The sequence below is a fragment of the Algicella marina genome (genome assembly GCF_009931615.1).
Lineage (GTDB): Bacteria > Pseudomonadota > Alphaproteobacteria > Rhodobacterales > Rhodobacteraceae > Algicella > Algicella marina.
Genome location: NZ_CP046620.1, coordinates 1,424,108 through 1,446,087, shown reverse-complemented (window position 1 = coordinate 1,446,087; position 21,980 = coordinate 1,424,108). Strand labels below are relative to the sequence as shown.

General features: G+C 60.2%; 19 protein-coding genes. 8 read left to right on the top strand and 11 right to left on the bottom strand.

The features are described from left to right. Positions 1-39: 39 nt before the first annotated feature. The gene (gene xseA / locus GO499_RS07170) at positions 40-1,596 is read left to right on the top strand and encodes an exodeoxyribonuclease VII large subunit (RefSeq protein WP_161861559.1); all 1,557 of its coding nucleotides are present in this window, start codon (positions 40-42) and stop codon (positions 1,594-1,596) included. Between the two features lie 3 nt (positions 1,597-1,599). On the opposite strand, the gene GO499_RS07165 is transcribed toward xseA, so the two are convergent. The 5 genes from GO499_RS07165 to mazG form a co-directional block, all read right to left on the bottom strand. Beyond that, positions 1,600-2,004, bottom strand: coding sequence for a hypothetical protein (locus tag GO499_RS07165; RefSeq protein ID WP_161861558.1), 405 nt, complete (start codon positions 2,002-2,004; stop codon positions 1,600-1,602). Continuing rightward, positions 2,001-4,166: a thioredoxin domain-containing protein gene (locus tag GO499_RS07160; RefSeq protein WP_161861557.1), complete on the bottom strand. Its 2,166-nt coding sequence runs from the start codon at positions 4,164-4,166 to the stop codon at positions 2,001-2,003. Before GO499_RS07160 ends, GO499_RS07165 begins: the two co-directional genes overlap by 4 nt. A gap of 2 nt (positions 4,167-4,168) precedes the next feature. Beyond that, positions 4,169-4,618, bottom strand: a complete 450-nt coding sequence (locus GO499_RS07155) for a hypothetical protein (protein ID WP_161861556.1) — start codon at positions 4,616-4,618, stop codon at positions 4,169-4,171. A 397-nt stretch (positions 4,619-5,015) separates the two neighbouring features. Next, positions 5,016-6,293, bottom strand: coding sequence for a phosphopyruvate hydratase (eno, locus tag GO499_RS07150; RefSeq protein WP_161861555.1), 1,278 nt, complete (start codon positions 6,291-6,293; stop codon positions 5,016-5,018). Positions 6,294-6,408: 115 nt separating this feature from the next. Continuing rightward, entirely contained in the window at positions 6,409-7,242 is an 834-nt protein-coding gene (gene mazG / locus GO499_RS07145) for a nucleoside triphosphate pyrophosphohydrolase (protein ID WP_161861554.1), read from the bottom strand. 97 nt (positions 7,243-7,339) lie between these two features. Here mazG and GO499_RS07140 point away from each other — a divergent pair, with 97 nt between their 5' ends. After that, positions 7,340-8,509, top strand: a complete 1,170-nt coding sequence (locus GO499_RS07140; protein WP_161861553.1) for a M20 aminoacylase family protein — start codon at positions 7,340-7,342, stop codon at positions 8,507-8,509. A 21-nt stretch (positions 8,510-8,530) separates the two neighbouring features. Here the strand turns inward: GO499_RS07140 and GO499_RS07135 are convergent, their stop codons facing one another. Genes GO499_RS07135 through GO499_RS07125 form a run of 3 tightly spaced genes read right to left on the bottom strand, consistent with a single transcriptional unit; the run spans position 8,531 to position 12,431 of the window. After that, a complete protein-coding gene (locus GO499_RS07135; RefSeq protein ID WP_161861552.1) occupies positions 8,531-9,712 on the bottom strand; it encodes a cytochrome P450 in 1,182 nt (393 codons plus the stop codon). Beyond that, positions 9,709-11,292: a hypothetical protein gene (locus tag GO499_RS07130; protein ID WP_161861551.1), complete on the bottom strand. Its 1,584-nt coding sequence runs from the start codon at positions 11,290-11,292 to the stop codon at positions 9,709-9,711. The genes GO499_RS07135 and GO499_RS07130 overlap by 4 nt, the downstream gene beginning before the upstream one ends. Positions 11,293-11,309: 17 nt before the next feature. Continuing rightward, on the bottom strand, positions 11,310-12,431 hold the full coding sequence (locus GO499_RS07125) for a trans-sulfuration enzyme family protein (protein ID WP_161861550.1): 1,122 nt from the start codon (positions 12,429-12,431) through the stop codon (positions 11,310-11,312). An 84-nt stretch (positions 12,432-12,515) separates the two neighbouring features. On the opposite strand from GO499_RS07125, the gene GO499_RS07120 reads away from it, so the two are divergent. The 6 genes from GO499_RS07120 to GO499_RS07095 all read left to right on the top strand — a co-directional run bounded on the left by GO499_RS07120 (position 12,516) and on the right by GO499_RS07095 (position 19,526). Beyond that, a complete protein-coding gene (locus GO499_RS07120) occupies positions 12,516-14,270 on the top strand; it encodes a sensor histidine kinase (RefSeq protein ID WP_161861549.1) in 1,755 nt (584 codons plus the stop codon). Further along, positions 14,267-14,878 (top strand): response regulator, encoded by a 612-nt coding sequence (locus GO499_RS19840; RefSeq protein WP_161861548.1) that lies wholly within the window; start codon positions 14,267-14,269, stop codon positions 14,876-14,878. The genes GO499_RS07120 and GO499_RS19840 overlap by 4 nt, the downstream gene beginning before the upstream one ends. 268 nt (positions 14,879-15,146) lie before the next feature. After that, positions 15,147-16,148, top strand: coding sequence for a TRAP transporter substrate-binding protein (locus GO499_RS07110; protein WP_161861547.1), 1,002 nt, complete (start codon positions 15,147-15,149; stop codon positions 16,146-16,148). 73 nt (positions 16,149-16,221) lie between these two features. Further along, the gene (locus tag GO499_RS07105) at positions 16,222-16,953 is read left to right on the top strand and encodes a TRAP transporter small permease (RefSeq protein WP_161861546.1); all 732 of its coding nucleotides are present in this window, start codon (positions 16,222-16,224) and stop codon (positions 16,951-16,953) included. Between the two features lie 94 nt (positions 16,954-17,047). Continuing rightward, positions 17,048-18,433 (top strand): TRAP transporter large permease, encoded by a 1,386-nt coding sequence (locus tag GO499_RS07100; protein ID WP_161863865.1) that lies wholly within the window; start codon positions 17,048-17,050, stop codon positions 18,431-18,433. 94 nt (positions 18,434-18,527) lie between these two features. After that, positions 18,528-19,526, top strand: a complete 999-nt coding sequence (locus GO499_RS07095; RefSeq protein WP_161861545.1) for a DctP family TRAP transporter solute-binding subunit — start codon at positions 18,528-18,530, stop codon at positions 19,524-19,526. Between the two features lie 204 nt (positions 19,527-19,730). On the opposite strand, the gene GO499_RS07090 is transcribed toward GO499_RS07095, so the two are convergent. The 3 genes from GO499_RS07090 to fabI all read right to left on the bottom strand — a co-directional run bounded on the left by GO499_RS07090 (position 19,731) and on the right by fabI (position 21,865). Then, positions 19,731-20,204 (bottom strand): cupin domain-containing protein, encoded by a 474-nt coding sequence (locus GO499_RS07090; protein WP_161861544.1) that lies wholly within the window; start codon positions 20,202-20,204, stop codon positions 19,731-19,733. A gap of 300 nt (positions 20,205-20,504) precedes the next feature. Continuing rightward, positions 20,505-21,014, bottom strand: coding sequence for a xanthine phosphoribosyltransferase (gpt, locus tag GO499_RS07085; protein WP_161861543.1), 510 nt, complete (start codon positions 21,012-21,014; stop codon positions 20,505-20,507). A gap of 26 nt (positions 21,015-21,040) precedes the next feature. Next, positions 21,041-21,865 (bottom strand): enoyl-ACP reductase FabI, encoded by an 825-nt coding sequence (gene fabI / locus GO499_RS07080; RefSeq protein WP_161861542.1) that lies wholly within the window; start codon positions 21,863-21,865, stop codon positions 21,041-21,043. Positions 21,866-21,980 lie beyond the last annotated feature (115 nt).

The window sequence follows — 21,980 nt, the reverse complement described above, 5'->3', positions numbered from 1 at the left end:
AGAGCAAGCTCGGCGGCCTACTGACAGAGAAAGAGCATCATGTCCGATCTGTTCGAAGAGCCGGAAAGTGGTGAGAATGCACCGGAATTCACGGTCGCGGAAATTTCTGGCGCAATAAAACGTACCGTAGAAGGAGCGTTTCAGCGCGTTCGCGTGCGCGGTGAACTGGGGCGTGTCTCCCGGCCCGCGTCGGGGCACCTGTACCTTGATCTGAAGGATGACAGGGCGGTACTTTCGGGGGTGATCTGGAAGGGTACGGCACAACGTCTGGCGACGCGACCGGAGGAGGGTATGGAGGTGATCGCGACCGGTAGGTTGACGACCTTCCCCGGTCAAAGTCGCTATCAGATGATCATCGAGAACATTGCCCCCGCCGGAGCCGGTGCGCTGATGGCGATGCTGGAGAAGCGGAAGGCTGAACTGGAAGCACAGGGCTTGTTCGCGGCGGAGCGCAAGCAGCCGATTCCCTACCTGCCCGAGGTTGTCGGCGTGGTTACATCACCGTCGGGTGCCGTGATACGCGACATTCTGCATCGCTTGCGTGACAGGTTTCCTCGCAAGGTGCTTGTGTGGGGCGTGCGAGTACAAGGGCAGGGATCGGCTGAGGAAATTGCTGCCGCGATAGAGGGCTTCAACAGCCTGACATCTGGAGGCGCGGTTCCCCGTCCGGACGTGCTGATTGTCGCGCGAGGCGGGGGCTCTGTCGAGGATCTCTGGAGCTTCAACGAGGAGATCGTGGTGCGAGCGGCCGCGGACAGCGAGATACCGTTGATTTCCGCTGTTGGGCACGAGACAGACACCACGTTGATCGACTTTGCCTCCGACAGGCGGGCGCCGACACCGACCGCCGCGGCGGAAATGGCGGTGCCTGTGCGGGCGGACCTGATCGCCCATGTCGCTACACTGGAGGCACGGCGGCGGAAGGCTTTCTCCCGGTTGCTCGACGATCGGAGGCAACGGTTGCGTGATCTGTCACGAGCATTGCCCCGTCCGGATGCAATAATCGGGGAACGCAATCAGCGCTATGATGGAGTGGCACCGCGATTGGATCTCGCTCTCAGATCCTATGCCCAGCAAAAGCGAATTGCCCTCGTCTCTGGCCCCGGTGGCCGTTTCGCCCCGTCACTCCTTTCGGGAACACTTTCTAGGCAGCGTGACGGACTACGCCAAAGGGACGCCGCACTTTCCTCTTCTCTCGTTCGCCGTGTGGAGAGGGCCTCGGATAGGCTAGGGCGTATACAGTTGAATCCACGGGGTCTGAAGACTGCCGTAAGCACGCAAGTTGAAGGGCTTGAGCGCATCAGGGCGAGAATGCAGCGTGCCAGTGCGAGCGAGTTCAGAAATTTGCGGCAAAGGTTGGCAGCACTTGACCGTGTCAGGACGACAGTTGGCTACAAGGAGACGTTGAAGCGTGGCTTCGCCGTAGTTCGGGATGCGGAGGGCCGGGCGCTGTCCCTGGCCGAACAGGCGAGGTCGGTTGCGCGTCTGGAGATAGAGTTTGCCGACGGGCGGGTTCCGGCGGTGCAAGCGGACGCGCCTGTAAAAAAGTCGTCAAAATCGGCCTCGGGTCCGGTCGGGCAGGGAAGTCTTTTCTGAGAGTCAGACTCCGAGGTCGGGCCCGGGGCAATCAAGAGGTTCATTGTCTTCGCGCGATACGATGAGTTCGCTGGCGGCGCCTTCCTGCGTCCCCACCGTACGGGCGAAATAGTCACCATCACGATTGGTGAAAATCCAGCACTGTGGCGAGAATGGCGAGTTTTCGTAAATGAAGCAGATGGTATCCTCGATCGCATACCACTGACCCTCGACGCATGAGCCATCGGTGTATTGCCACGTGCTCTGTCTGCCGTAGCGATATCTCTCCGCGCCGTAAGGGCTGCCATTCTGTTCGAAGTAGAGGGTCTTGCCGCTGACAAGCTCTTCAAACTCGCCCGGCGACAGCTGTTTTTCTGCCAGGGCGTGGCCGGGAAGAACGAGGATCATTGTAAGATAGCGGCGCTTCATGTCTCGATCCGAAAGTGAATGATCTCCGGAGCAGTACAGACGCTGTCAGAACAGATCCGCAGAGACAGGCTGATTTGTTGTTGCGGAGCGGGGAGCGGCACTGTCAACGCCTGTACCGGTTCGGACAGCTCGGGGATGTCGCTGGTTGAACCCGTTATGACGATCGGAGGATCGCCGGCAAGATGTGGGCCGCCCAGATGCCAGCCGGGCTGGCATTCGATCCTGAATCTCAGACAAGCTTCCTGCCGAACCAGGGCGACACGTGCCTTTCCGTCAGCCACGTGCCGGACTGGAGAGGTGTAGCCGTCATCAAGGTTGCGAGACGCCTGCAAGCCCGCCAAACGCACGATGGGCATTGCTGCGATACTACCGGAAAGACTGCTTCGCAGAGCTTGCCCCCGTGCGCGGCGTTCCGGTGAGGGCACAATTGTATCGAGCATTGCCAATGCATCCAGCATGGAACTCTCTGCAGACGGTGTCGCTCCATCCTCGCTCTCGAAAACCGGGCCCAGAGGCCCACTGGCGGTCAGCGCAAGGCGGCCGCCTCCGACTGAAAACCTTTCGGTTGCAATCTCGGCCAGTTGTTGCGCAGTGGAGAGAAAACTGTCACGCCCCGCCAGTACCAAAGCTAGCGCACCTTGCGTCAGCCATGCGTAGTCGGAAAGGTTCCCATCTTCACGCGCAAGCCCTCGTGCATGAAGACGTGCCAGTGTCCGTCCATCGAAGAGGCGATGCAAAACCGCTTCCATAGCTCTGCCAGCAGTGTCGAGCCAATCGTCGCGGCCAAAGACATTCGCGGCATCGGCAAGAGCGCGGATCATCAGGCCGTTCCATCCGGCGATGATCTTGTCATCCCTTAACGGTCGCGGTCGTGTTTCCCGGGCAGCACGCAGGCGCTCCAGCAATGGGTCCAGCCGGTCGAAATCTGTGGGCATGCCGGGCTGCAGGTGCGGAACGGCTCCAGCCTCGAGTGTTGGCGGCGCATCAATGCCTAGAGTAGATATGGCGAAATCGGCTTCGTTACCTAGAACGGATCTGACACCTTCGGGTGTCCAACAATAGAATGCGCCTTCCTCGAGTTTACCTGCCTCGTCCAGGCTGTCGGCATCCTCTGCGGTGAAGAAGGCACCGTCAGTGTCCACCATGTCTCTCAGCAGGTAGGCAACCAGGCGTTCGGCACTGCGGGCGTAGGTCTTTTCCCCGGTGATGTGCCAAGCTTCGGTCAGACACTGCAACATCAGCGCCTGATTGTAGAGCATCTTTTCGAAATGAGGTGTACGCCAGTTTACGTCCACCGTGTAACGGTGAAATCCGCCGCCGACTTGATCATGCAACCCGCCGGCCTGCATCTCGTCGAGCGATTTAAGCGCCATATCCAGTGCATGGTCATCGCCGCTTCGCCGCCAGTGATCCATCAGGAAAAGGAGGTACCCTTCGTGCGGGAACTGAGTTGCATTGCCAAAGCCGCCGTTCTGTTCATTGAACATGTCTGACAGGTGCAGATTGGCGGCTTCCGGTGCCAAACTCAGTTCCTTGGGTGGTTCAGCTCTGGCACTGAGCCGTTGAATTCCATCAGCCAGATTAGTTGCGAACTTGTCGAGTTCTGCTCTACCGTCACCCTGCCAAGCCTGAGAAATGGCCTCAAGAAGCTGGAGAAAACGGGGGCGCTGAAAGTAGGTACCCGTATGAAAGGGGCGACCGTCGGGAAAGAGCCAGACCGAGTTCGGCCAACCGGCATGCCGATGTTGTAGAGTCGTCGCGAGAATATAGACCTGATCAATGTCTGGTCGTTGCTCCCTGTCCAGTTTCACAGGGATGAAGTCGCGGTTCAACGCCGCGGCCACCTGCGGATTGTCGAAGCTTTCTTCCTCCATGACGTGACACCAGTGGCAAGTCGCATAACCGGCAGACAAGAAGATCGGCTTGTCCTTTGCCTGGGCCTCCTGCATGGCCGCTTCTCCCCACGGCCACCAGTCAACAGGGTTGTGTGCGTGCTGCAGCAAGTAGGGCGAACCCTCGTGGATCAGCCGGTTGATGTAGGCTGGTCGGTCGTTCATCCACAGGTGGGTGCGAGGTTGATAGCCATCAGGCATCGCATCGAAAGCAGCTTCCAGCGCACCCTGTTCGGCAGACGAACGCTCCATCCCTGGCGGCTGGTTCATCCTCAGCTCGTCAACTCTGGTCCGCAGGGCACAGGAGCATCGGTAATGGCGCTCACGGTTTGTACGGTTCCGGATGGTTCACCATCGACCGTGGGAATAATAAGGATTTTGTCGCCGTTGCGAGCGTGGCGAAAACAGGAATATTCCCGGTTCTCCCAAGCGAAGCAGAATGTATCGTTGATATGCTCCCAACGACCCTCCATGCACTCGCCGTCCGCTAGCCGGATGGTGACGTAATTGCCGGTGTTGGGGTAAGTCTCGAAAGCCCAGACGGACAAGCCAATGCGATACACGACCGTTCTTCCGCGCACCATGTCGAACCATTCTTCGGGCGGTATGTCCACGAGCCCGTCTTGGGAGTCGGTTGCCATGGCCGGGCCCGCGGCGATGACGCTTGCCATCGCAATCAATCCGGCAAAGACAATGGAACGAATTGAATTGAGTGCGTTCATGCTACCTCGTCTGCCTGCGGTAAGCCTGTACAACTCCGCACAGTTGGTCAACCGCATAGCCTCAATCTTGATGATACGCGGAACCGTGGGCGGGCAACAGCACCTTTAATCACTGTATCCGGTTGCCAACCCGGCACGGCCATTTGACACCCCGGCAATTGAAGGACAGAAGAAGGGGTGCAGCCGACGAGCGTGTAGTCTGGGGCACTCGCCACGGCAACAGGCTCTGCAGCTTGTCAGCGGGATCACTCGCCCGCCAATTAGAAAGTAGATCGCGGTTTCAGAGGGGCGTCCGCCGTCTTCCGAAACCGCAATCCATGTTTGTCGAAACCAACTCCTTCGGGGCGTGCTGAACATCAGATCCAGAGATGATCTCGTCAGCAGTGAGCGGCACCGATCAGCCCTTAAGGATCGACCGTCCGGCGAAGATTGCGGAATCTCCCAGTTCTTCCTCGATGCGGATCAACTGGTTGTATTTTGCCAGACGGTCGGAGCGGGAGAGCGACCCGGTCTTGATCTGACCACAATTCGTCGCCACGGAAAGGTCAGCGATCGTTGCATCTTCCGTCTCACCGGAACGGTGTGACATAACGCAGGTGAACCGGGCCCGGTGAGCCATATCGACGGCCTCGAGGGTTTCCGTCAGAGAGCCGATCTGGTTGACCTTTACCAGCATCGAATTTGCTGAGCCTTTGGCGATACCATCGGCAAGCCGCTTGGAATTTGTGACGAAGAGATCGTCGCCGACGAGTTGGCATTTTTCACCAATCAGATCGGTAAGAATTTTCCATCCGTCCCAATCGTCCTCAGACATTCCGTCTTCGATGGATATGATCGGGTAGTTTGCAACCAGATTTGCCAGATAGTCCGCGTTCTCCTGAGACGAAAGCTTCTTGCCTTCACCTTTCATGTCATAGGTGCCGTCTCGGTAATACTCGGTAGCCGCGCAATCGAGGGCTAGATAGACCTCATCACCTGGCTTGTAACCGGCCTTGGTGATGGATTGCATTATGAAATCAAGTGCTTCTGTGGTGGAGCTAAGATTGGGCGCGAACCCTCCTTCGTCGCCGATACCGGTGTTGTGGCCTGCGGCTGAGAGCTCTTTCTTCAATGTATGGAAGATTTCGGAGCCCATGCGGACAGCCTCGGCGATGGAAGTCGCGGCGACCGGCATGATCATGAATTCCTGAATGTCGATCGGGTTGTCGGCGTGCTCGCCACCATTGATGATGTTCATCATTGGCACGGGCAGCACCCGGGCGGATGTGCCGCCGATATAGCGATAAAGAGGCATCGAAAGGCTGTCCGCCGCGGCACGGGCAACGGCGAGGCTGACACCAAGTATCGCATTCGCGCCCAGTCGCGCCTTGTTGTGAGTGCCGTCGAGAGCGATCATCGCGGCATCGACGGCCACCTGTTCCGTCGCATCCATCCCTATAATAGCATCGGCAATCTCGCTATTGGCAGCCTCCACAGCCTTGGTCACACCTTTGCCGAGATAGCGGGACTTGTCACCGTCTCGCAGTTCCACGGCTTCATGGGCACCGGTTGAGGCGCCGGATGGCACGGCCGCGCGCCCGAAGCTTCCGTCGTCGAGAAGAACATCCACCTCCACTGTCGGGTTGCCGCGGCTGTCGAGTATTTCGCGGGCGGTGATGTCGATGATGGCGCTCATGGGTATTCCTCGGCTTGTGAGTTCGGGGCCTTGGATGCGAGTATTAACCCTGTCGGCCTGAGTTTGGAAGCGCCTTGCCAGCCCCTGCGTTCATCTGCAGCAGATGGGTCGCCAGCTACCTTTGAGCCGCCTTTTCCTCTGCCTTGATGATGTTCCAGAGCGCATCCATTTCCTCAAGGCTGGATTGTGCGGGCTTTCTGCCGTAGTGCGCCAATTTCTTCTCTATCGCTTCGAAGCGGCCTGTGAACTTGGCATTTGCGCGCCGAAGAGCCTTCTCTGGGTCTACGCGCAAATGACGTGCAAAATTGGCCATCACGAAGAGAAGATCGCCGATTTCTTCCTCGAGTTCATCCGGTCCAAGAGCTTCCCGAGCCTCGACAACCTCGCGGCATTCCTCGGTGATTTTGTCCAGCACTTGGTCTGTCGTTGGCCAGTCGAAGCCGACCCTTGCTGCGCGTTTTTGCAGTTTGACGGCGCGGGTCAGGGCCGGCAGGCCAATAGCGACTCCGGCCAGTGTTCCTTTCACGTTCTTCTCAAGCCGCTCCGCCGCCTTGATCCTCTCCCAATCACGGGTCTGCTGTTCCGATGACTTGCCGTTACCCTCGTCGCCGAAAACATGAGGATGACGGTTGAGCATCTTCTCGGCAATTCCTTCGGCAATATCATGGAAATCGAACCTGCTCTCCTCGTCGGCCATTTGTGCGTAGTAGACAACCTGGAGCAAGAGGTCGCCGAGTTCATCGCGCAGTTCCGACATGTCGCCGCGTTCTATGGCATCGGCGACTTCGTACGCTTCTTCGATGGTATATGGTGCAATGCTCGCGTAGGTCTGCTCCACATCCCATGGGCAGCCCGTTTCAGGATCGCGCAGTCGTCGCATTATCTCCAAAAGGCGTGGCAAGCCGCCGCCGGGTGAGTGGACAAGTCTATCGGAATTCTCGCTGTTCATGCCCGTGACCATAGCGTCGGCGGTTCGCGTTGCAATTTGATATTGCAGTGAGTGTAGCCATGCTGTGTTGTAAGCGGGTAAGACAGGAGTGAAGCCCATGCCCGTAATCAACCGTATCGCCGAGTTTTCCGATGACATGAAGGCGTGGCGCCGGCATCTTCATGCCAATCCTGAAATCCTGTTCGAGACACATGAAACGTCAGCTTTTGTTGTTGAGAAGCTTGGGGAATTCGGTGTCGATGAGGTTGTGACCGGATTGGGTCGTACAGGTGTTGTCGGGCTGATCCGCGGGCAGGGTGATGGGCCGGTCGTCGGGCTGCGGGCCGACATGGATGCCTTGCCGATTCAGGAAGTGCGGGATTTGCCATGGAAATCCAAGCACGATGGACGGATGCACGCGTGCGGCCATGATGGCCACACGACGATGCTGTTGGGCGCGGCGCGCTATCTTGCTGAAACAAGGAACTTTTCTGGAACGGTTGCACTGATCTTCCAGCCAGCGGAAGAAGGCGGCGGCGGTGGCAGGGAGATGGTCGAGGACGGTTTGATGCAACGGTTCGGCATCACTCGGGTTTTTGGGATGCACAACTGGCCCGGACTGGACGTGGGCAGGATCGAGGTGACGCCGGGGCCGACTATGGCGGCTGCTGACCAATTCGATATAAAGATCAAAGGGTTCGGAGCCCATGCTGCCTATCCGGAGAAGTCGGTTGATCCGATTGTCATCGGCATGAGCGTCGGGCAGGCAATGCAGAGCATCGTGTCGCGCAATGTCGGGCCACTGGATACTGCGGTGGTTTCCATAACCAAGTTCATTGGCGGCACTGCGCACAATGTCATTGCCGAAGAGGCGACGCTTTCCGGTACGGTGCGGACATTGAAAGAGTCGACCCGGCAGGAAATATCTAAGAAGATCAAGGAATTGGCCGAAGGTATCGCCGCCGCCCACGGCGGGGAGGCGGAGGTGGATTATCGGTTCGGCTATCCGGTGACGGACAATGACCCGGCCGAGGCGGCCTTTGCGGCGGCGGTGGCGGAGCGGTTGGTGGGTGAGGGGAATGTCGATACGGCCCGGCCTCCTCAGATGGGGGCGGAGGATTTTTCCTATATGTTACAAGCGGTTCCGGGCGCCTATCTGTTTCTTGGCCAGGGCGACACCGCCGGGCTGCACCATCCGGAATATGATTTCAACGACGAGGCGTCGCCTTATGGGGCTTCGCTTTACGCCCGGCTTGCGGAGGAAGCGCTGCCTCGGGCTTCCCAATAAAAAAGATTTTACCTCAAGAGCTTAGAGAGCTACCCTCAGATCTTTTAGCGCGCGAAAATGGTAGCGGTCGGCATAGGTTGGGTGGCTCGCCAGAGCGAGGTTCGGGTGGCGTTCGAACAGGACCGGAAGGGCAATCGCGACCTCCATCCGGGCCAGCGGCGCACCGAGGCAGAAATGGCGACCGAGCCCGAATGCCAGGTGTATGGATTCGGTATGGGTTTGGTATGGTTTCGGTATTGCGACAGGATCGCTCAGGAATTCGCCCGCGTGGCCGCCTGATGCGCCGAGAACGAGGGCAACGCGGTCGCCCGGTTCGAAGCGGTGGCCGGCGATCTCCACCGTCTCCATCGCGATGCGCTGGAAGACATGAAGCGGCGGGTCGGCGGCCAGCACCTCTTCCGTCATCGCAACCGGGTCTTCGGGGCGGCGGCCGGTGCGCAGCAGAAAGTGGGCACCGTTGCCGATGGTGTGGACGGTGGCCTCGTGACCGGCGTTGAGCAACAGGATGCAGGTGGCAACCAGTTCCTCCTCGGTGAGACTGTCGCCGGCGTCGCGGGCGGCGATGAGATGCGAGATCAGATCGTCGCGAGGGGCGCGGCGGCGGGCGGCGATGTGATCGGCGAGGAAGGCGGAAAACTCGGCGGTTGCCGACAGGGCCTCACGCTCCACCTGCGCGTCGCGGCGGGACTGGTACATGGCGACCATGGCGTGGGACCAGTTGAGCAGATCGGGTGCCGAAGTCTCCGGCACGCCGAGCAGGCGGGCGATGACGATGACGGGCAGTTGCTCGGCATAGGTCGGCAGCAGGTCGATGTGCGGACCTTCGAACCTGTCGATCAGGTGATGGGCGAGAGTGCGGATTTCCGGGGCCAGCCCGGCGATGCGGCGGGATGTGAAGGCGCGCAGGACGAGACCGCGGAGGCGGGTGTGCGCAGGCGGCTCCCGCTCCAGCATGGAGTTGTCGTCAATGCGGTAGAACGGGGCGAGATGCGGCGGCCGTGCGCGACGCTCCGCCTCGGGCACCTCGCGGCCGAAGCGACGATCCTTCAGAATGGTTTCCATGAGGTCGAAAGCGGCGGTGGCGGGCATGCCGTAATCCGCCCAGTGGAAGAGAGGGGCGAGGCTACGCATCCGGGCATAGGTGGGGTAGGGGTTCTGGACGAAGGCCGGGTCGCGGGGGGATTGGTGGAAGGTGGGGATCATCCTAATGGCCAATAGGTCGACACAAAGTCCAAGATTGCGTTCGATGTCTTAGCCAGGACGTCTCCTCCTTGACCTAATTTTCGCGCATCATCTGCGGCATCAACGATCGTTTGATATCGGGATGTTTCTTCGCGATGTCTGATGTCCTGAACTTTGGCGGATTTGCTTATCGTGTCGTAGAGCGCGTTTGCGCGTTCCTCGGAGACACGTTCGTCTGAGATTTCTTCTGCGCTTAATGGTTGGCGGATAAGTTCGAAGTTGGCGCCTAAGGTTTCCTTTAGCTTTGCATCACTATCCTGAGCCACGCTCTCAATCACTGGTGCAAGAGAGTCAGCCGCCTCGACGGACGAAAGGTGCGGCTTCCTACGGACTCTGCTTCGCACGGTTTTGTCGACCTCTGGGTCGTCGCGCAAGTCCTTGAATCCTGTTTGGAGATCGTTAATCAGTTCCGCAACGGCTTGCCCGAATGGCGTTTCGGAAGATGGACAGGTTTGACAAAGGCCGTGGTAAGCTGCCTCGAAGGCATCGTGTAGTGGGAGTGCCTCCCCAGCATAACGATCCATCTTCTTGCGAAGCTTCTTGGTGTAGAAATCCAGCGGCAGAGGTTCGTTGATCGTGCGATAGTCATCGAGATCATCAAGGCTTTCACGAACCTTGTTTATGGCATTCCGAAACCTCGTTTTTTGCTCAATTTCCGCCGGAATGGCTTCAAATAGTCCTGTGTCGGGATTTCTTTGGATCGTTTCGGCATTGGGCAAACTGTTGGCGAGGGTTTTGACACGAGAAGGGCTGCTGAGCCTCGCGATGATCAAGTTCACATGCCCCGCACCTTTCTCCCAATCCTCTTCCGGGATCAGGGCGATCTTCCCAAGGAGTGGCCAGTCTTGAGGAGGTTTGCCGTGCAGGTGGCGCTCGTACCAGTCGATCCAGAAGGACCAGTTCTCGTCGCCTGAAGTGAGGTTTTTGCGGAGCCTTTGCCAGTTCTCTGCAAGTTCGGCGTGGTTCTCGCCGTCTGGCCAGAGTGGTCTGTTCATAACCTCAGCAGGTTTGAATGCTGCGTCGCCAGCGGCGGAGTCGGCGGAGAGGGCGGCGGAGAGGGCAGAGAGGGTGGAGTCGGCGGAGAGGGCAGAGAGGGCGGCGGAGAGGGCGGAGAGGGCGGAGTCGGTGGAGAGGGCGGCGGAGCGGGCGGAGAGGGTGGAGTCGGCGGAGAGGGCGGCGGAGCGGGCGGAGAGGGTGGCGGCGAGGGCGGAGTCGCGGGCGGAGAGGGCGGCGGAGAGGGCGGAGAGGGCGGAGTCGGTGGAGAGGGCGGCGGCGAGGGCGGCCAAGCGAAGTTCAGCGTCATTCACAAGCGCCGTTGGCCATATGCTCGCAACGGCGCTTGTGAGCGTAGCACGAAAGATCGGCAAGAGAATGTCGCTTGGCTGTTTCTCGCCAAGGCCGGCGCGCCATAAGCCGTTGAGGTTGGGAAGAACGCGTAAAGCGGAGCGGGCGGCGAGGGTGGTTCCTATCTCCCAGTCCCGATCTGTTAGCCACTCCTCAAGCCGTTCCCTTTCGCCCTCCCTGCTGAAATCCCATTCCATAATCGAATCCAAATCTCTCAACCAATCGCCTGAGCCAGATCCTCCATCAGATCACCTACATCCTCAATCCCCGTTGAAAGCCTCAGCAATTCCGGGGCGACCTCGCTTTGCGGGCCCTCGATGGGTTTGCGGTGTTCGATGAGGGACTCGACGCCGCCGAGGCTGGTGGCAGGGAGCCAGAGGCGGGTGGTGCGGACAACTCTCGCGGCGGTCTCCTCGCTGTCCATCAAGAGACTGAGCATGCCGCCGAAGCCGCCGGTCATCTGGGCCTTGGCAACTTCATGTCCGGGATGGGCGGGGAGGCCGGGGTAGAGGACCTTGGCGACCTTCGGGTGGCCATCGAAGTGTTTCGCGATGGTGAGGGCGTTGGTGCTGGCGCGCTCAAAACGGAGGAACAGGGTGCGCAGGCCCCGGATCAGGAGCCATGCGTCAAACGGGGCGATGATGGTGCCGCGGAGGGAGCGGAGGCCGGTAAGGCGCTCGGCCAGTGCCGGCTCGCGGAAGGCGAGGGTGCCGGCGACAAGATCCGAGTGGCCGCCCATGTATTTGGTGGCGGAGTGAAAGACGATATCGGCGCCGAGGGTCAGGGGCTGGGTGGTGCAGGGGGGCGCGGCGGTGCTGTCCACCGCCAGCCGTGCGCCGACATTGCGGCAGGCGGCGGCCGCGGTGGCGATGTCCAGCACGTCCCATGTCGGGTTCACGGGTGTCTCGAGCCAGACGAGGCGGGTCTGGGGCGTGAGGGCCTCGGCCAGGGTCTCCGGGCGGGCGGGATCGAAGAGGTCGAGGGTGACGCCGCGGTTCTCGGCGAGGTGGCGGGCCCAATTCAGCGTGCCGTGATACATGACGCGGGAGAGCAGGAGGTGATCGCCGGCCTTCAGGATCTCGAACAGCGTGGTGATGGCGGCCATGCCGGAGGAGAAGGCGAGGGCGGCGGGGGCCTCATCCAAATCGGCGACGAGGGCTTCGAGCAGCTTGACGGTGGATCCGCCGTCACGGCCGTAAATGTAGGATTGGCGCGGCTGGTAATCGCCGTCGCGGGCGAAGGTGGAGGACAGCTCCAGCGCCGGGGAGACGCCGCCGGTTTTGTTGTCGATGTGGTGCAGTGCCTGGGCGGCGCGGGTGGCTGGGTGGAGCTTCATCCGGTGTCCTCTCAATGATCGAAGGGACAGTGCGGCGGCGGCGCGTGCTTGACAAGGGGGGCGGCGCGGGGCTTGTGGGAGCCCATGCGGATCTGGCGACTGGCGGTGATGGTGGCAGTGGCGATGGCTGTGCTGGGCACGGCCGGCTGGCGGCTGGGCACGCGGGAGCCGTTGCTGCGGCTGGCCGAGGGCGGGCGTGCGGATCTGGCGCTGGCTTCGGACAGGCTGGGCGGCGTGCTGGACCGGTATCGCGACCTGCCGCGGGTGCTGGCGGCGCATCCGATCGTGGCGGAGGGGCCGGGGGCGAATGCGTTTCTGGCGGATATGGTCGACAAGACCGGGGCCCTGGACATCTATGTGCTGGACGAGACGGCGACCGTGGTGGCTGCGTCGAACTACAACCTGCCGCGAAGTTTCATGGGCCAGAACTATTTCTGGAGACCGTATTTCCAGAATGCTGTGTCGGAGGGAAGCGGGTTCTACCATGCTGTCGGCACGCAGTCGGACCAGCGGGGATTCTATTTCTCGGCGTTGGCGGGCTCCGGCCATGTGGTGGTGGTGAAGGTCAATGTCGAGGTGCTGGAGAAGGGGTGGCAGGAGGAGCGGGAGGTAGTGTTCTTCTCCGACAGCAACGGGGTTGTGTTCCTGGCGAACCGACCGGCGCTGGTGTTGCGGCTGCTGGGCGGGATGCCGGATTTGAGTGACCCGCGGCAATACGCAGAGCGAAGCCTTGCGCCCTTGCCGGAGGGGCGAGAACGGCAGGAAGCGGGGCTGACGCTGAGGGACGGCGGCGGGCTAGAAGGGTTGCCGGAGCGGGCCATCTGGTTGATGGGGCCGACCGGCGAGCCGGGCTTTTCCGCGCATGTGCTGATCGACACCGCCCCGGCGCGGCGGCAGGGGATGGAATGGGGCCTGCTCGGCGCGGCCATCGCCGGAATCGGCGGGTTGATCGCGGCGGTGATGATGTTGCGGCGGCAGGCGCTGACCGACAGGCTGGACGTCGAGGCCGCGGCGAACGCGCGGCTGGAAGGCGAAGTGGCCCGTCGGACGGCGGAACTTTCGGAAGTGAACACTTCGTTGCGCGGCGAGATCGCCGAACGGCTGGCGGCGGAGGCGGCGCTGAAGGAGGTGCAGGCCGAACTGGTGCAGGCGGGCAAGCTCAAAGCCCTGGGAGAAATGTCGGCGGGGATCAGCCACGAATTGAATCAGCCGCTGATGGCAATCCAGTCGCTGGCCGACAATGCCGAGGTGCTACTGGATCGCGGGCGGGAATCCGAGGCGAAGGAGACATTGGGCCGGATCGGCCAGATCGCAGGGCGGATGGGTCGGATCATTCGCAACCTTCGGGCCTTTGCCAGGAAGGAGGGCGAGGCGATGGACGAGGTCGATCTTGTCGCCACGGTTCAGGATGCGCTGTCTCTGGCGGACAACCGGCTGCGGGCGACGGAAACGCAGGTCAAATTCGTGCCGCATGGCCAGGTGATGGTCCAGGGCGGACGGGTGCGGCTGGGGCAGGTGGTGCTGAATCTGCTGTCGAACGCGATGGATGCCATGGAAGGCCAGAATGAGCGGCGAATACGCATTGCGATCCGGCACGAGGGCAGGCGCGTGCTGCTGGAAGTGGCGGATTGCGGACCGGGCCTGACGGCGTCCGGTGACGTTTTTGACCCATTTTATACGACGAAACCTGTCGGTAAGGGCCTTGGGCTCGGCCTGTCGATTTCCTACGGGATCGTGCAGAGCTTCGGGGGCAAGATCAGTGGCCGCAACGGCGAGCGCGGTGCGGTGTTCACCGTGGAGCTTGCTGCAGGCGGTGCAGGCGAGGTGGCCGCAGAATGACCTGCCGGGTGATGTTCGTCGATGACGATGCCGACGTGCGGGCCGCCATCGGCCAGAGCTTGGAACTTGCGGGACACGATGTGACGTTGTGCCGGGCTTTTATAGAGGCCACGGATCACCTGACGCCGGGCTTCGCAGGGGTAGTGGTGACGGACATCCGGATGCCGGGCAAGGATGGATTCGCGCTGCTGGAGCGGGCGGCGAAGATTGACCCGGAACTGCCGGTGATCATGCTGACGGGCGAGGGCGATATTCCTATGACTGTTCGGGCGATGAATGCGGGCGCGCATGACTTCCTCGAAAAGCCTTGCCCGCCGAAACGCCTGCTGGAAGCGATCGACCGGGCATGGGCGAAGCGGGCGGCCGTGCTGGAAGAGCGCCGGCGCAGGGCGGAGCAACTTGCCGTTTCCGAAGCGCGCGGCGAGCGGGCCGGTGCGGGGCTGGCGGCGCAGATGGATTACGTTGAAAAGCTACTGATCGAAGGTGCGCTTGCCGATCACGGCGGCCGGGTGGCGGCGGCGGCTGATGCGCTGGGTCTGCCGCGGAAGACCGCCTATGACAAGCTCAAGCGCCATGGCATCGACCCCGCAGACTTTCGCAGCGATTGATTCGCGAGGGCGTTCGGTTGCCTTTGTGCGGATTCCCGCACATAATCCACCTTCGGAGCCGCGCCAATAGTTGCAATCAGCCAGACAAGCCATTGATTTGCAATAAAAATGCGGAGGCTTTGTGTAAAGTGGCGAAAGTACTGGATGCGTGTCTTCGGCGCTGTACCTTTCGCCACAGTGTTTCCGGGTTGTGTGAGTTGAGTGCATGGAAATGCATTCTCCCGGACCGCACCGAAGAAGAAACCTGAGCAAGACTGGGAGGTCTTCCATGAAATTTCTGATTACAACAGCGACCGCTGCGCTTCTGGCACTCGGCGGCACTTCGGCTTTTGCCTCCTGCGAAGAGGGCGAGGTCGTCATCAAGTTCAGTCACGTGACCAACACTGACAAGCACCCCAAGGGGATCGCGGCGTCGCTGTTCCAGAGCCGTGTCAACGAAGAGATGAACGGCAAGGCCTGTGTCGAGGTCTACCCGAACTCCACACTCTACAACGATGACCAGGTTCTCGAAGCGATGCTGAACGGTGACGTCCAGATGGCGGCGCCGAGTCTTTCCAAGTTCGAAGCCTTCACGAAGGTGTTCCGCATTTTCGATCTGCCGTTCATGTTCAAGAACATTGACGCCGTAGATGCGTTCCAGGCTTCCGAGACTGGCCAGGCGATGAAGGAATCCATGGCGCGCCGTGGTCTGCTGGGCCTTGGCTTCTGGCACAATGGCATGAAACAGATGTCTGCCAACAAACCGTTGATCTCGCCTTCTGACGCGCAGGGCCTGAAGTTCCGCGTGCAGCCGTCCGACGTGCTGAAGGCACAGATGGAAGCGATCGGCGTTTCCCCGCAGCCGATGGCCTTTTCCGAAGTTTACGGCGCGCTTCAGACGGGCGTTGTGGACGGGCAGGAGAACACGTGGTCCAACATCTACGGCCAGAAGTTCTTCGAGGTTCAGGACGGTATCACCGAGACGAACCACGGCGTGCTCGACTACATGGTCGTTGTTGGCGTGGAATGGTGGGAAGGGCTTGATGCGGATGTCCGCGACCAGCTCACGACCATCATGGACGAGGTGACGACAGAGCGTAACGCGGCTGTCGGCCAGGTCGACATGGAGGCCCGTCAGGCGATCCTCGACGCTGGTTCGACGATTGTCGAACTGACGCCGGAACAGCGCCAGGAGTGGGTGGACGCCATGCTGCCGGTCTGGGAACAGTTCGAGGGTGACGTGGGCGAGGAAAACATTGCCGCGGCACAGGAACTGAACGCAAGCTACTGATCCAATAACAAAAAGGTCGCCCGCTCCGTCCTGAGACGGGGCGGGCGCTGAACAAAAAAGGGAGGGCACCGCTATGTCGTCACATGACGAAGAGCATGAGGGCTGGTGGGCCCGAACGAGCAACGCTTTCGAGCGCACGGCGATTGCCGCAATGCTCGGGATCATGACGCTGATAACCTGCATCAACGTCTTCTTTCGCAAGACATTCGACTGGGCGCCCGTGAACTGGCTGGAAGCGAAGCTGGGCTTCATCTGGCCTGACAACATCGACTGGGGCTACCAGACGACTTTGATCCTATTTTCGTGGCTGGTGCTGTTCGGCATGGGCTACGCGGTTCGCAAACGTTCGCATCTCGGTGTCGACGTGATCCTGAACCTGTGCAACCGGCCCGGACGCAAGCTGCTGGGGCTGGTGTCTGTCTTCCTTTGCATCGCCTATGCGTTTCTGGTGGCCAAGGGCAGTTGGGACTATTTTTCCAGCTTCGTTAACCTGCCGGCGACGACGGGACACTGGTTTCCGACCGGCCTGTCCGAAATGACGTTCCGCAACCGGCAGGCCTTCTACACTTTCGACGAGATCGACATGCCCTCCTGGCTGCTTTGGATGGAAGGGGTGTTCGGCGAGGAATATGACAAGCTGCCGCGGGCCGTGGGCTACGTTATGCTGCCGATCGGGTCTTTCCTGCTGCTGGGCGCGTTCATCCGGGCCGCGATACGGATCTGGAAAAACCGGGAAGACCGCCTGATCGTCAGCCATGAGGCCGAGGACGATGTTGCGGCCGTGGCCCTGAACGCGGAGCGCTGACATGAAAACGGCATTGGTCTTCACGCTGGCGACGCTGGCGCTGGTGTTCTGGTTCATCTTCTTCGGTGCGGAATCGCTGGCGGCGAGCCCCGGTATCAAGGTGACGGCGTTGTTCCTGATGGTGATCGCGTTTCTGCTGATCGGCGTGCCTATTGCCGTTGCGCTGGGGCTGGCATCGATTCTCTTTCATCTGGTGCTGTCCGACACGTCACTGGCGGCGATTGCCCAATCGCTTTTCCAGGCAATGTTCGGGCATCCCACATTGCTGGCGATTCCGTTCTTCATCCTCGCCTCGGCGTTCATGTCCACCGGCGGTGTGGCGCGGCGCATCATCGACTTTTCCATCGCCTGTGTAGGGCATTTCCCGGGCGGGCTGGCGATTGCGGGCGTGTTCGCATGTATGCTGTTCGCGGCGCTCTCCGGCTCCTCGCCGGCGACGGTGGTGGCCGTGGGCTCCATCGTGATCGCGGGGATGCAGCGCGTTGGCTATACCAAGGCCTTTGCGGCCGGGGTTATCTGCAACGCGGGTACGCTTGGCATCCTGATTCCGCCGTCGATCGTGATGGTGGTCTACTCGGCGGCGACGGATGTCTCCGTCGGTCGGATGTTCCTTGCAGGGGTTATCCCCGGTTTGCTGGCGGGCGGCATGCTGATGGTTGCGATCTTCGCCTACGCTGTGATCGCCAAGCTGCCACGTGAGGAGTGGAAGGGTTGGGGCGAGATCCTCGACACCGGTTCGAGGGCCGGGTGGGGCCTGTTCCTGATTGTCATCATTCTGGGCGGGATCTACGGGGGCGTGTTCACGCCAACCGAGGCTGCGGCTGTTGCGGCTGTCTATGCCTTCCTCGTCGCATCTTTCGTCTATCGCGATATGGGGCCGTTGAAGGCGGAGGAGGATGACCCGACTCACACGCCGCTGCCGCTGCACCGCAAGCCCTATGCGCTGGTTACGGCATGGTTCCATGCCGACACCATCGAGACGCTGTACGATGCGGGCAAGCTGACGATCACGCTGATGTTCATCATCGCCAATGCGCTGATCCTGAAGCACGTGCTGACGGACGAGCAGATACCGCAGGCGATTGCCGGAACCATGCTGGAGGCCGGACTGGGACCGGTAATGTTCCTTGTCATCGTCAATGTCATCCTGCTGATCGGTGGCCAGTTCATGGAACCGTCGGGCCTGATCCTGATCGTCGCGCCGCTGATCTTTCCGATTGCCATCGAACTTGGCATCGACCCGATACACCTCGGCATCATCATGGTGGTGAACATGGAGATCGGGATGATCACGCCGCCGGTCGGACTGAACTTGTTCGTCACGTCCGGCGTGGCGGGAATGCCGATGCTGAGTGTCGTGCGGGCGGCACTGCCGTGGCTTTTGATCTTGTTCGTATTCCTGATCATCGTTACGTACGTGCCGTGGATATCGACGTTCCTTCCTACCCAGATCATGGGGCCGGAGATCATCGTCAGATAACAAACGATCCACAAAAAGGGTCTAGGGTGGAGTTTGTGAAGTAGTAGGTGCCTGATTACCTGGGGGCGCAGGCTTTGATAAGGACCGAAACGATATGAAGACCCTTTCGATACTGGCTGGCATGGCCTTGGCAATGGCCGTGCCTACCGTGACAATGGCGCAATGTGATCCCGGTGAAATCGTTGCGAAGATGAGCGTCGTGACAGCGCTGCAGGGCCACCCCAAGGGTGAAACCGCGCTGGCACTGGCGGAGCGTGTGAACAGCAAGCTTGACGGCAAGATGTGCATGGAAGTGTACGGCAATTCGGAACTGTTTACCGATGCCGACGAGATGCAGGCGCTGCTCGACAACGAGGTGCAGCTTCTGGCGCCGTCGCTTTCCAAGTTCGAGCCCTACACCAGCGCGTTCCGCATTTTCGACCTGCCATTCCTTTTTGATGGTGCGATTGCGGTGCTTGACTATCAGAACTCGGTTGCCGGGCAGGAACTTCTCGGGGCGCTCGATCCGTCGGGGCTGAAGGGCCTCGGATTCTGGATGAACGGCATGAAACAGCTTTCGGCAACCCGGCCGCTGCGGCTGCCGAAAGATGCCGAAGGCCTGACCTTCCGCATCCAGCCTTCGGACGTGATCGAAGCGCAGTTCGGTGCGCTTGGTGCCGAAACCAAGCGACTGGCTTTCTCGAAGGTCTATGACGCGCTGGCCAGCGGCGAGGTGCAGGGGCAGGAAAATACCTGGTCCAACATCCATACCAAGAAGTTCTACACGGTTCAGGACGGTGTGACTGAATCCAACCACGCCTATCTTGGCTATCTGGTGGTGACCAATCAGGAGTTCATGGAATCCCTGCCAGAAGATGTGCGGAACGAATTCCTGCTGCTGTTCGAGCTGACGACGCACGAATACAACCGCTTCGCCTACGAGATCAACGAGCAGCGGGCGCGGGATGTCTGGGATGAAACCAAGAACATCATCTCGCTGACGCCGGAGGAACTGGGCGAGTGGCGCGAGGCTTTCCAGCCTGTCTGGGAACAGTTCGCGGACGATATCGGCCGCGACCGGATCATGCTGGCGCAAAGTTTCAACGCCAATTGATCGAAATGGATTGAGAACCGGGAGGGGGTTGCTCTCAGCGCCCCCGACCGGACTTTTCCCTTATCTTGTGCGTTATTGGTTAGAACGACTTCCCGAGGAGGTCGGAACTGAGGCCAATTCTACAAGTGCTTCGCTCCGCGCGGACCGCTGAAATGGCACCTTATGGCTGCTGTCGAATATAATCTGCTGTCGCGTTCAAAGCCTTCAATCAATTCTGTAGGGGCTATCAGCAGGAGAGCCAGAAAGATCCGTCCAGCGGCGGCTCTCTGTTTCGCGATCGAAATGCAAAATGCGGTCATGATCGGGATAGGTTATCACGTCGCCCGAAGACCTTGTTCCGATCACAAGGATCCGGGCCTCAGACTCACTGCGGTTTTGGAAGCAATGACCAACGGGATCGCCAGCTCTAAAGGTTGCGGCGTCGCCCGGACGCATAACGACGCTGTTGTCTCCTTCGTGAAGAGTAATTTCGCCCTGCAAGACGTAAACCATCTCGTCTTCACCCGCATGCCAGTGTTTGACCGACGAAGATGACCCCGGTGGCAGGATTTCTTCAAAAGCACCAAACTGCGTCAAGCCTCCGCTGTCGCTGAACAAGAGTGCACTATAAGGGCCACAAGGGTTTCCATCACCGTCACCACTATCGGCTTTGACTGTTTCCCTGTTGAACACTGGCATAGCGAATTTCTCCTGGAAATGTTCAAGTCCCAGAGAGTTGTATCATCCAGGTGCCGAGTTCAAATCCGTTTCTGCCTGATCGGAAGAATCCACTAATCTCAGAAATTTGCCAACTGCGCCAAGGGCCTGTGACGGAGCTTTGAGCTTGGCGAAGCGATATGATGCTTCTTGCGTTGAGCGAACATCCCGAGTGGCTCTCGCATTTGCGGATTTCCGGTTAGATGTCCGTGCTTCAACGCCGAATGCGGGGCGCCGGACCCATTCCCTCGGAGTCGGTACGGCAGATGCAAGCCGTTCGGTTCAGGTGCCGCGGTAGGGTTCGACGTATTGCAGCGCCATGTCCCACGGGAAGAATATCCAGGTGTCCTGGCTGACTTCGGTGATGAAGGTATCGACCATCGGGCGACCCTTGGGCTTGGCATAAACCGTGGCGAAATGAGCCTTGGGGTAGCGGGCGCGTACCAGTTCGAGAGTTCGTCCGCTGTCCACCAGATCGTCGATAATCAGGATGCCGGTGCCATCACCCATGATCTCTGCGTCCGGGGCCTTGAGTACCACCGCTTCGGACTGGCTCTGGTGGTCGTAAGATTTGACACTGATCGTATCCACCGTACGGATATCAAGCTCGCGCGCCACGATCATCGCCGGCGCCATGCCGCCGCGGGTGATGGCGACCACGGCGCGCCAGCCTTCGCCGGCCTCGCTGCCCTTGCCCTCGTTTTCCAAACGCCATGCCAGCGCCCTGCTGTCGCGGTGAATCTGGTCCCAGGAAATATGGAAACCTTTTTCGTGGGGGAGACGATCGGACATGGGGGCCTCGGGTATGTCGGTTGGTGTCAGACGGGTTTGCGGCCGGTGGCCACGTCGATATCTGGCGCGTCCTCGGCCTTCATGCCCACGACATGATAGCCACTGTCGACGTGGTGCACTTCACCGGTGACGCCAGAGGAGAGATCGGAGAGAAGGTACATCGCAGATTTGCCGACTTCTGCCTGATCAACATTGCGGCGCAGGGGCGCGTTCAGTTCGTTCCACTTCATGATGTAGCGGAAATCGCCAATGCCCGAAGCCGCAAGCGTCTTGATCGGGCCGGCCGACAGCGCGTTGACGCGGATGTTCTTGGGGCCGAGATCCATCGCCATGTAGCGCACGGAGGCCTCCAGACCCGCCTTGGCAACACCCATGACGTTGTAGTGTGGCATCACGCGCTCGGCGCCGAAGTAGGTGAGCGTGAGCATGGCGCCCCCGTCGGGCATCATCTTCTCCGCCCGCTGGGCGACGGCGGTGAATGAGTAGACGGAGACGTTCATCGTCAGCTGGAAATTGGCGGGCGATGTGTCGACGTAGCGGCCGCGGAGTTCATTCTTGTCGGAAAAGCCGATGGCGTGGACGAGGAAATCGAGCTTGCCCCACTGCTCTTTCAGATTTTCGAACACTGCATCCATGGAGCCGGCATCCTGCACGTCGCAAGGCAGCACGATTTTCGAGCCAAGTTGTTCGGCCAGAGGGAAGACGCGTTTGCCCAGTGCGTCGCCCTGATAGGTAAAGGCCAGTTCCGCGCCCTGCGCGTGGCAGGCCTGCGCAATGCCCCAGGCGATGGATTTATCGTTTGCGAGCCCCATGATAAGGCCCTTCTTTCCGCTCATCAGTCCCTGTGACATGCTGCCCTCTTGCTCGGCCGATCGGCCATGGCGTCTTGTGTGGTCACGTGGGTCTATGCCAAAGCAGGGCAGGCATCAAGACGAAGGGAGCGTCGGCTCCGATTTCGAAACAGGG